This is a genomic window from Synechococcus sp. R3-13 (assembly GCF_047462195.1).
Classification (GTDB): Bacteria; Cyanobacteriota; Cyanobacteriia; order Thermostichales; family Thermostichaceae; genus Thermostichus.
This window is the reverse complement of the sequence record NZ_JANSIO010000033.1, coordinates 1-9982: the sequence shown is the minus strand read 5'-3', so window position 1 is coordinate 9982 and position 9982 is coordinate 1. Positions and strand designations below refer to the sequence as shown.

Genomic DNA, 9982 nt, shown 5'->3' with positions numbered 1-9982 from the left:
CGGTGCAAGAGGTGATGGTGCCCCCATCTCTTTTGCTTCGGCAAGACACACCGCTGCGAGAAGCTCTGGAGAGTTTGCTGCAGCAAAAGTGCCATAGCGCGTTGGTGGTGGACGGACAGGAGCGGCTGCGGGGCATTCTCACCCTGGAAGACCTGGAGCGGGCCTTGGCCCACAAGGAGGCGGCGGAGTTGGCGGAGCTGACCGTGCAGGAGGTCAGCCAATCCCCAGTTCTCACCACCTTCCCCGATGAGGCGGTGGCAGTGGCAGCCGAGCCGATGTACGAATACGATTTGCGCCAATTGCCAGTGGTCTCGCGGGAAGACCCGGAGCAGATCGTCGGCCTGTTGGATCGAGAGCGGGTGCTGCTCTCCCAAGAGATTCAATCGGTGCGGCAAGCCCTGGAGTTGGAAGTTCCCCCAGCAGAGAGAGACGCCGGCAGGAACGGACAAGAGGGGATCCCAGATGCTTCTGTTGCGCCTGCAGAGTAGAGCTCCGTCCTGTTGATGGGGATCAGCGCTGCCGCCCAGAGGGGCAGGTGGGACGCAGCGGGCAGCGGCCACATTCGGGCATGCGGGCCTTGCAAATGCGCTTGCCCAGCCGGACAAAGTTGACGTGCAGGGAATAGGCTTTGCCTCTGGGGATCTGAGGGGAAAGCTGAGCAAAAGTGTCGTCGGGATGTTTGGCCCGCACCAAGCCCAGACGGTTGGCCACTCGATGCACATGGGTATCCACCGGGCAGAGATCCCGACCCAGCCCGAACAACAACACACAAGTGGCGGTCTTCAGCCCTACCCCTTTCAGGGAGAGCAAAAAATCGAGGGCGCCGGCGTCGTCCAGGTCGCGCAGAAAGTCGAGGCTCAGGGATCCCTGTCGTTCTTGAATGGCAGCCAGGATCTCCTGAATTCGGACTGCCTTGAGGTGGGCTAAGCCGCCGGGGCGAATCACCTGAACCAGATCTGCCGGATCGGCGGCCAAGACCGCTTCCCAAGAGGGAAAGGCGGCTTTGAGGGCGCGGAAGGCACGGCTGCTGTTGGTGTCAGTGGTGTTCTGGGAAAGGATCGTGCCCACCAACTCGTCCAGGAGATCGGGGTGAGGGGAAAGGCCATTGGGAGCCCGCTGGGGGATCCCGAAGCACTGCTCTAGCCGCATCAACAGCGATTCCATCCTGTCGGCGGGCGGGAGTTCCGCCAGCAGGGCAGGGGGCTCCGCTGCTTGAGCGGGCGCAGGCGGGCAGTGGGAAAGACCATCCACTCTCTGCTGGACCACAGCTTAACGGGCAGAACTTTAGCGGATTTCCTGCAACAGACGGGCGATGGCCTTGCTGGCATTGGGGGGAGCTGTGGCTTGCAAGTGGGCGGCCATTTGGGCAACCACCTGCGGCTGAGCCAACCAGGTCAACACCGTTTGCCGCAGCAAGTCCAGATTCTCTTCGGATTCTCGCATGACCACCCCCCCACCGCGCCCCACGAAGGCCAGAGCATTCTGATACTGATGATCTTCTGCAGCAAAGGGATAGGGGATCAAAATGGCCGGGGTGGCGGTGACCAGCAACTCCGCCAGGCTCATGGCTCCGGCGCGGCTAATGGCAAAGTTGGCCCGCTGCAGCAGGGCAGCTACATCTCGACGGAAAGGAAAGGGCCGGTAGCGGGGATGGCTGGGGATCCTGGCTTCCGGATCTTGAGCTTCGCTGCCGCCGGTCAAATGCACAATCCAGGCCCCCGCCTCCAACCAAGCTGGGGCACAGGTGGCCACCATGCGGTTGAGGCCCCGCGCCCCTTGGCTGCCCCCCATGACCACAATGAGGGGATCCCCGTCGGGAATGGGGAGGTCGGCAGGGAAAGGCTGGGGCGTGTAGAACTCGGCCCGCACCGGCGTACCCACCACTTGGGCGGCCACCCCTGGCAAATGCTCTGCCGTCTCCGCCATGCCCAGCGCCACCACCTGACAAAATCTCCCCAGCCAACGGGTCACTTTGCCCGGGATCCGATTGGACTCGTGCAGCAACACCGGCACCCCCAGCGAACGGGCGGCCAAAATGGCCGGAGCGGCAATGTACCCACCGGTGGTCAGGACAATATCAAACCGTCCCGACATAAGGAGTCGGCGCACTTGTAGGGTCGCACGGGCCAGTTGGGCCAAGGCCTGCAGCCTGTGGAGAGGGGATCCCTGCCAGCCGGACATGACAACCCGGTGCAAGGGATAGCGCTCCCGCACCAGCTTCCCTTCCATCCGATCCGGCACCCCCAGCCATTCGATCTGCCAGTCGGGCAACTGCTCGGCAACGGCCAAGGCCGGAAAAATGTGGCCACCAGTGCCACTGGCAGCAACCAGCAGCCGCGGGCGTGAAGCTGGATCCTTGGCGCGTGTGTCCACCCGTGTGCCGGTTAGGGATCCCTGAGACCTTCAGGAGTTGTTGGAGCTGACATAGCGCAAGAGGGTGCCCCGTTGCCCCAGAATAAACCCTTGCTCGGGGCCGAAAAACTCAATGCTGTAGAAGTTGGCGGGGATGTTGCTGAGTTTCTTGGCCTGTTCCCAGGTTTTGCCACCATCAGGGCTGTGGATCAGGGTAGCGCCACCCCCCACCACCCACAGGTCGTGGTCGTTCTGGTAGGCGGCATTGAGGTAGCCAAAGCTGAGGGCCCGCCCTGGACGCAGCGGCGACGACCACTGGCCGGAGGTGAAGTCATCGGTAAAGGCGATCTCCGCCCCTTGGTTCAATTTCCAAGCGCTGCCGTGGGGGCCAAAGCCCATGTTTTGAATGCGGCGGGAGCTTTCCCGCGGGTAGGGCTTCCAGGTGCGACTTTCAGGAGTGTACAGAAAGTAGAAGCTGCCCCGCGACGACACCGCCAGATATTCGCCTTCAGGGCCGCGGGCAATGTTTTTGATGGCCCCAATCGGCTCATCCACTTGGGCATGCCAGGTCTGACCGCCATCTTCGGTGCGGTAGATGGCCCCCACATTGGTCACCATTTCGGCGGCGCCAGGGCCCAGAGCCTGGATCAAGAGCGGCTCCCCTGGCAGTTGGTTGTTAAGGCGAATGGAAGTCCAGTCGGATCCCTCGTTTAGGGTGTGGAGGAGGATCTTCGGCTGCCCGGCCACCCAGCCTTCTGCCCCAGCAAAGCTAATGGAGGCCAGGTAGGCTTCCGGCTCCAGACCCGGCAGCTCCCGCACCTGCCAGTGCAGACCCCCATCGCGGGATTCCAGCAGCGTCGCCTTGTCTCCCACCAACCAGCCATGGGAAGGGGTGGTGCCGGTGAAGGCAATGTCCAGCAGAATGTTCTGGGTGGGCACTTCCACCTGCTGCCAGGGGACCACCCGCATGTTGGGCATCCGCGCCGCCATTAGCAGCACCGAGACAGCAATCAGCAGCACCAGCCTCAGGGGTTTGAACATCTTGACCCTCACTCGACGAAGTAGAAACTCATCAAAAATAAAAATCCCAGCGCCAGTCCCAAGAAGATCAGCAGGTTCTTTTGAGCAGGGGTCATCACGTTCACCCCCAGGCCGTAGCGCAGGTTCTCTTGAAAACCGGAAGGCTTGCCCTTGGCGCCCACTGCTTGGAACGAGCGCTTACCGGCTCGGCACACCGGACATTTCCAATCGGCTGGCAATTCCTCAAACGGTACGCCCGCCGGGATCCGATTGAGCTGATCCCCCTTAGCCGGTTCGTAAACATAGCCACAAGAACGACATTCGTAGCGCTGCATCCGCAGGGGATCGCTGAGCTGCGCATCGGTTTCATCTTCTGGCAACTCAATGAGCTTCGGTGTCTGGGGAGAACGGGGTTGAGCACTGGGATCCGGTTGCGAGCCATTCATGGTCAGGGATCCATCTGCATCGTCGATCCTATTATGAGAGGAATTGTTACAAAAATCTACTCAGACCCTTTCTTGTTGCTCAGGGGGATCCCGCACCAGCCTGGGATGCCGACCTGAAGAGACTTATCCGGTGGACATAGGGATCCACCTGGGGGATCCTATGTTATGTTTTGGCTATCTTGCCCTCAGTGTTGTGCAAGCGGGTGCCTTTCATGACCACGCCCCCTCGCCGACCAGCCCTCAATCACGTGCTGATCGTCAAGGATCGTCACGGGCCAAAAGCCTACTGGTTGACGGCTGAGCTCTACTCCTTAGGCCGGGATCCACGCAACAGCATTCGCATCGACTCCCAGTACGCCTCTCGCTACCACGCCATTTTGGTCAAAACAGAATCCCCCTCTTCTCCCGATGGGTTCACTTACCAAATCATCGACGGAGACATTCAGGGCACCCCCAGCACCAACGGCCTTTACGTGCGTGGGCAACGGGTGGAATTTCGGGATCTTGAGGACGGGGACGAGATTCAGTTTGGCAACGATGCCACTGCTACCTACTCGGTGCAAAACAAGGATCTGGATGAAATCCTGGCTACTTTTGAAAACACCCAGATCGTTGGGCTGTAGGAAGCTGCCTTCCCTGTTGGGTCTTGGCCTGTCCCGTCTGCATGCTGGTTGAAGGGTTAACCGGCGCTTGGAGAGGGGATCCCGTCGCCGTATTTTCGGGATCGCTTGCTGGTAAACTGTGTCATACGAAAAAACAAAGCTGGGATCCCTGCTGTTTTATTGGGCTTTCTGCTTGCGGGATCCCTTCCTTCTGTTGTCTCTAAGGGAGGATCTCATCTTGCGCCCCATCCTCATTGCCGGCAACTGGAAAATGCACAAGACTCAGGCTGAGGCTCGCGAGTTTCTGCGAGAGTTGGGCCTGGCTTTACGGTCATCGCCGTCAGGGTCAGCATCCCAGCGGCAGATCATCCTATGTGTGCCCTTTACAGACCTGGCGGTGGTGGCAGAGCAAAGCCGCGGATCCGACATAGCCGTGGGAGCACAAAACCTACATTGGGAGGATCAGGGAGCTTTTACCGGGGAAATTTCCGGCCCCATGCTGGCGGAATTGGGGGTGCGCTACGTCATCGTCGGCCACAGCGAACGGCGGCAGTACTTCGGCGAGACGGACGAAACCGTCAATCGGCGTCTGGCAGCCGCCCAGCGGCACGGCCTTACCCCCATCCTCTGTGTGGGAGAAAGCCAGCAGCAGCGGGAGCAAGGCTTGACCGAGTCTTGGATTGTGGGGCAGTTGGATCGCGCCTTGCCGGGGATCGATCTGGGGAACTTGGTGATTGCCTATGAGCCCATTTGGGCCATCGGCACCGGCCAGACTTGCGCAGCCCAAGAGGCCAACCGGGTCATCGGCTTGATCCGGCAACACTTGGGCAATGCCCAACTGCCCATTTTGTATGGCGGCTCGGTGAAGGCCGGCAACATCGACGAGCTGATGGCCCAGCCTGAGATCGACGGCGTGTTGGTGGGAGGGGCCAGCCTAGACCCCCAAGAGTTTGCCCGCATCGTCCATTTTCAGGCCCTAGCCCCCGCCTAGGCCGCTAGCGGGATTGTCCCCACAGCAGGGCTACCGGGAAGGATTTCAAGACAACGCCCACCGGCAAGGTTTCGCCGGCAGGGATCCTTTCCTGGGTTAGCCCGTTCACCCAGTCCAGCCGCTTCCAGCGCGGCAGATGAATTTCGGTATCTGCCCAAACGGATTCTCCCAGAGGATCTTGGGTTTCGTCGATCAACTTTGTCAGGAAACGCGGCACCGCCGTGAGCAATACCTGCTTACTGTGCTGACGGGCAAAAGCCACAACATAGTCAGCATGGGATCCGCTGATTTGCAGAGGAATGTAGCTGCCCTCGAGAAACAATTGGGGCTGTTCCTGGCGGGCCTTGAGCACGTGGTAAATCAGAAACAGCTTAATGCGTCCGTCGCTGCGGTGCAGGAGCAAATCCGCGATGAGTTGGAGAGGATCCTGTTTAACCCGCCGCTGAATTTCTTCCAAATAGGCGAGGCGACGGGAAAAATCCACAGGCCGACGATTGTCGGGATCCACCATGCTCAAATCCCACAGTTCCGTGCCTTGGTAAATATCCGGGATCCCAGGGCTGGTCAGTTTGATCAGCGTCTGCGAGAGGGAATTAAAAATGCCAAAGTGAGCAACTTTCCGTTGGAAAGGCAAAAAGGACTCCAAAAAGGGGTTAGGGCCTTGAAGGATCCGTTCGATAAAGGCGGTAGTGGCTTCTTCGTACTCGGTATCGGGGCGAAGCCAAGCGGTGTGAACTTTAGCTTCCCGCACTGCTTTGATGGCATAATCTTTGACCCGCTGTACAAACTGGGGTACCTCTTCCGGTTGGAAGGGATAGGAGCCGAGCAAAGTTTGGTAGAGCAAATACTCGTCATTGCGATCCGGCAGTTCTGAGCGCTTGGCTTGTTTGCTGCGGACTTTGTAGCCGAGGTTCAGTTCATGCCAAAGGTTGATGTGCTTTTCCCACTCGGCGGGGATTTCAGAAAGCACATTCAGCCGGGCCCGCACATCTTCGCCACGCTTGGTGTCGTGGGTGGCAGAAGCATTCATGGACAGAGGCCACCGAGCTGCCCGCTCTTGATTAAAGCGGTGAAACTCTTGCACCGAAAGGCCAAAGCGACAGGGATCCCCGCCGACTTCATTGAGAGATAAAAGGCGGTTGTACACATAAAAAGCAGTATCTTCTACCCCTTTGGCCATGAGAGGGCCAGCCAACTGCTGCAAGCGCATGGCAAAATGGATCTGCTCATTTTTCTCCTGGTCTGATAAATTGTCCAGAGACTCCAGGCAGAGAAAGCGCTGAATAAAATTCAGCTCATTCACCAAAACGGGCAGGTTCTCCTTGGCCTTCTCCACAGCTTGACGAACCACCTGTTGACCTTCTGGACTGAGGATCCCTTCGTGGATATAGACGCGGTAGACCGGAAAGCACACCAAAACTTCTACCAAAGCTCGACGTAAGCTGTAGAGGGTAAAGTCATTGGCATAGCGATGGTGGCTGGTGATCTGCTTGAGCAAAAAAGCAAGATTATCCATATCCCCTGACAGGTTGCGCTCGATGATCAAGCGTTTTTTATCTTCGATAACCTGCTCTGGGGAATGCCGTAGATTTGTGAAATTTTGATAGAGAGAGTCAAAAGCCTCTGCATTTTCTTCTTGACAAAAGATGCCGTTGAGCTTAGCTAAAAAATCATAGCCCGTTGTGCCTTGAACCGGCCAGCTTTGGGGCAGACTTTCATTGGCCTCTAGTATTTTCTCTACCACGATGTAAAGATTTGGGCAGCGTTCCCGCAGGCGATGGAGATACTCTTCGGGATTGAACAACCCATCGATATGATCGATGCGCAAACCACTAAAACGCCCCTGTTCTGCAAGCTTAAAGATAAGCTGATGGGTTTTGCGAAACACTTCGCGATCTTCTACCCGCAGCGAGATCAGCTCGTTAATGGTAAAGAAACGACGATAATTGATCTCCTCAGCACCCACCTTCCAGAAGGAAAGGCGGAAATGTTGCCGCGCCAGAAGACTATCCAGCAGGTCAAAGCTTGACGGATCCCCTGGCTTGCCGTTAAAAATGGCAATGTTCTCGTCAAAAAAGCTCTGGATAGGTTGGCTAGACGTGTAGAGTTCCCACAAAGAATGCTTGGCAAAGCTAATTTGATCGGTGCGCTCTAGGAGATCTTCCTTGCTGGGAATGAATTTCAGGCTGAAGAGAATCCCGAGTAACTTGACGTAGTCGGGATGGCTGCGTCCCAATTTTCGCCGCAGCTTGCTCAGGTTGTAGGTAAAAACATCGGCATAGGTGTCAATATTGAGGGGGAACCTCAAGTTGTAGTAGTTAATACTTAGGCCATCGGCATCATAACGAAGCTGGATTTGACCCGACTCCAAACATTTGTCATAGAAATCTCCCAAGAAAGGGGCTAAGATTCTGCCTTTGATCCCCAGGTAAGAGTGATTCCAATTCACATCAAAGTAGTCAACAAAATCTGAGTTGGGGCCACTCTCCAGAACATCCATGAGCATCTGGTTCTGGCCATCGTAGGCCATGTGATTGGGCACAATGTCCTGGATCCAGCCTATTCCCTGCTGATTGAGGGCTTCCCACAAGAGCTCAAACTTTTCGCTTCCCCCCAGTTCCTGGTTAATCTGCCTGGGATCCACCACGTCGTAGCCGTGGGTGCTGCCTTTGCGGGCTTGGAAGATGGGAGAGGCATACAAGTCACTGATGCCCAGCAACTTCAGGTAGGGAACAATCTGTCGTGCTGCGTCGAAGTCAAACCCAGCATGAAACTGAATGCGATAGGTGGAAGTCGGGATCCGCATGATGACCTTAGAACAATGACAAAGAAGCCGAGCTTGCCAACGGCATAGGGTCAAGAGAACAGATGTATCTAGGGTAGCGGCTAAGATCAAGGAGTCCTGCAGGGGAGAGGCGAGGTTAGTGAACTTGTCAAGGCCACAGAGGAGCGCTTCACCCCCGGTAAGGGGGCCGGCAAGGATGGCGAGGTGGGCAGGGATCCTGCTCGTGGGTGGGCTGATGGGGAGTTGGCGGAGTGAGGCAACCTGGGCAGAAAGCGAGTTTCGGGTGGGGAGTGAGCTGGTTTTGACCCTGCGCACCCCCGATGCCCCCGCTCGCCTCCGTCTGCTGAAGCAACGGTTGGAAGAGATTTTGCTACAGGCCAGCAGCCCTCAGGTGCAGGTCAGTCTGGATATCCCCAGTCCCAATCCCTCGACGACCGGCAGCGGGGATCCCCCAGCTCAAGCCGCTCGGATTCTTTTGAACCAGCAACTGCTGTTGGAGGTAACTCCAGCCGATGCAGAGGCTCATGCTGCTCCCCAACCGGCAGATCTGGCAAGGATCTGGGCGGATCGCCTGCAAACGGTGTTCAACCAGGAATCCAGTCGGCAGCAACTGTTTTTGGGATTGGGGCTGCCCCCGCACTTGACCTGGCAAGGGCGACTCTATCGCCGCGCTGAGCGTGCTGCCGCCGATACTGGGCGCTTTGTTACCGATGGCACTCGCATTCAAGATCATGTGGTCTATTGGGAGATCCCCTCTGGAGAAAACCCGTTTGATCTTACTGACAAGCCGACCCTGCCGGATCCGCCGCCGGAGCGGCTATTTTTGTTGAATCGCCACCGCCAGTTTGTGCCCTACGAGTTGTAACCGAAGTCCTTTCTCCCTCTGTTGTCTATTGTCTATGTCGTCCATTCAACGAGAACCTCGCATTCTGTTGGGCCTGCGGGCCGACCAATTTCGTCATCCCGTGGATCTGCAAGCCACCCGCTCTCTGCAGCAAGTGCCGGGGCTGGGCCTGCTGATTCAAAATTGGCTTGGCTCAACGGCAGGACAGATATTTTATCTGGACAACATTGCTTCTAGTATCCAAATTAACGAGCATCAGTTGCCGGAAATTCATCAGCTTTTGGTGCAGGCCTGTCGCATCTTGGATCTGGAGGTGCCCCAGCTCTACGTGCGGCAGAACCCCACGCCCAATGCTTACACCTTTGCCATGCAGGGGAAAAAGCCCTTCATTGTCTTGCACAGCTCTCTGCTGGATCTGTTGGAGCCGCCGGAAATTCAGGCCGTGATCGCCCATGAATTGGGCCACTTGAAGTGCAATCACGGGGTCTACTTGACGATGGCCAACATTCTCATGCTCTCCACCAGCTTGCTCCCCTTCGGGGGGTTGTTTTATCAGGCGTTGCAGGATCAACTGATGCACTGGCTGCGGTGTGCCGAGTTTACCTGTGACCGGGCGGCGCTGTTGGTAGCCCAAGATGCCAAGACGGTGATCTCGGTGTTGATGAAATTGTGTGGGGGATCCCCGCAATTAGCCTCCAAGCTGAACGTGGACGCCTTTTTGGAGCAGGCCCGTACTTACGACGAGCTGGACGGGGATCTGTGGCAGATGGAGCTGAAGCAGATGCAAACGGTGGGGCGCACCCATCCGCTGCCGGTGCTGCGGGCCAGAGAAATCGAGCGTTGGTTCCGCAGCAACACCTATCAGCAGATCCTGGAGCTCCAGGGATTGGGCTCCGCACCGCGGACGTCAACGGCTGCTTCGTAAACTACCCGACTCCGACC

General features: G+C 57.4%; 10 protein-coding genes. 5 read left to right on the top strand and 5 right to left on the bottom strand.

Features of this window, described 5'->3' with window-relative positions; all coding sequences use genetic code 11:
* Window positions 1-488 (top strand): CBS domain-containing protein (locus NW856_RS01025; protein WP_414398655.1); only part of this gene is annotated, 488 nt, incomplete at its 5' end.
* 22 nt (window positions 489-510) lie between these two features.
* On the opposite strand, the gene NW856_RS01020 is transcribed toward NW856_RS01025, so the two are convergent.
* Genes NW856_RS01020 through NW856_RS01005 form a run of 4 tightly spaced genes read right to left on the bottom strand, consistent with a single transcriptional unit; the run spans window position 511 to window position 3818 of the window.
* The gene (locus NW856_RS01020) at window positions 511-1266 is read right to left on the bottom strand and encodes an endonuclease III domain-containing protein (RefSeq protein WP_414398653.1); all 756 of its coding nucleotides are present in this window, start codon (window positions 1264-1266) and stop codon (window positions 511-513) included.
* A gap of 18 nt (window positions 1267-1284) precedes the next feature.
* Window positions 1285-2373, bottom strand: a complete 1089-nt coding sequence (murG, locus tag NW856_RS01015; RefSeq protein WP_414398651.1) for an undecaprenyldiphospho-muramoylpentapeptide beta-N-acetylglucosaminyltransferase — start codon at window positions 2371-2373, stop codon at window positions 1285-1287.
* Between the two features lie 30 nt (window positions 2374-2403).
* On the bottom strand, window positions 2404-3393 hold the full coding sequence (locus NW856_RS01010) for a photosynthesis system II assembly factor Ycf48 (protein WP_049749647.1): 990 nt from the start codon (window positions 3391-3393) through the stop codon (window positions 2404-2406).
* An 8-nt stretch (window positions 3394-3401) separates the two neighbouring features.
* On the bottom strand, window positions 3402-3818 hold the full coding sequence (locus NW856_RS01005; protein ID WP_414398649.1) for a rubredoxin: 417 nt from the start codon (window positions 3816-3818) through the stop codon (window positions 3402-3404).
* Between the two features lie 212 nt (window positions 3819-4030).
* Between NW856_RS01005 and NW856_RS01000 the strand changes: the two genes are divergently transcribed.
* Together NW856_RS01000 and tpiA are read left to right on the top strand one after the other, a co-directional pair.
* Window positions 4031-4441 carry an FHA domain-containing protein gene (locus tag NW856_RS01000; RefSeq protein ID WP_414389244.1) on the top strand — a complete coding sequence of 137 codons (411 nt, stop codon included), beginning with the start codon at window positions 4031-4033 and terminating at the stop codon, window positions 4439-4441.
* Between the two features lie 217 nt (window positions 4442-4658).
* Window positions 4659-5411, top strand: a complete 753-nt coding sequence (gene tpiA / locus NW856_RS00995) for a triose-phosphate isomerase (protein ID WP_414398647.1) — start codon at window positions 4659-4661, stop codon at window positions 5409-5411.
* Window positions 5412-5415: 4 nt separating this feature from the next.
* Here the strand turns inward: tpiA and treY are convergent, their stop codons facing one another.
* Window positions 5416-8217, bottom strand: coding sequence for a malto-oligosyltrehalose synthase (treY, locus tag NW856_RS00990; protein WP_414398646.1), 2802 nt, complete (start codon window positions 8215-8217; stop codon window positions 5416-5418).
* 175 nt (window positions 8218-8392) lie between these two features.
* Between treY and NW856_RS00985 the strand changes: the two genes are divergently transcribed.
* Both NW856_RS00985 and NW856_RS00980 read left to right on the top strand, forming a co-directional pair.
* Window positions 8393-9061: a hypothetical protein gene (locus NW856_RS00985; RefSeq protein ID WP_414398645.1), complete on the top strand. Its 669-nt coding sequence runs from the start codon at window positions 8393-8395 to the stop codon at window positions 9059-9061.
* A 34-nt stretch (window positions 9062-9095) separates the two neighbouring features.
* Window positions 9096-9965 (top strand): M48 family metallopeptidase, encoded by an 870-nt coding sequence (locus NW856_RS00980; protein ID WP_011433741.1) that lies wholly within the window; start codon window positions 9096-9098, stop codon window positions 9963-9965.
* Window positions 9966-9982: the final 17 nt, after the last annotated feature.

What these genes read in the sequence shown, in the direction of transcription:
- NW856_RS01010 (WP_049749647.1), bottom strand. Translation starts at nt 3,393, where the DNA reads ATGTTCAAACCCCTGAGGCTGGTGCTGCTGATTGCTGTCTCGGTGCTG.
- NW856_RS01005 (WP_414398649.1), bottom strand. Translation starts at nt 3,818, where the DNA reads ATGAATGGCTCGCAACCGGATCCCAGTGCTCAACCCCGTTCTCCCCAG.
- NW856_RS01000 (WP_414389244.1), top strand. Translation starts at nt 4,031, where the DNA reads ATGACCACGCCCCCTCGCCGACCAGCCCTCAATCACGTGCTGATCGTC.
- treY (WP_414398646.1), bottom strand. Translation starts at nt 8,217, where the DNA reads ATGCGGATCCCGACTTCCACCTATCGCATTCAGTTTCATGCTGGGTTT.
- NW856_RS00985 (WP_414398645.1), top strand. Translation starts at nt 8,393, where the DNA reads ATGGCGAGGTGGGCAGGGATCCTGCTCGTGGGTGGGCTGATGGGGAGT.
- NW856_RS00980 (WP_011433741.1), top strand. Translation starts at nt 9,096, where the DNA reads ATGTCGTCCATTCAACGAGAACCTCGCATTCTGTTGGGCCTGCGGGCC.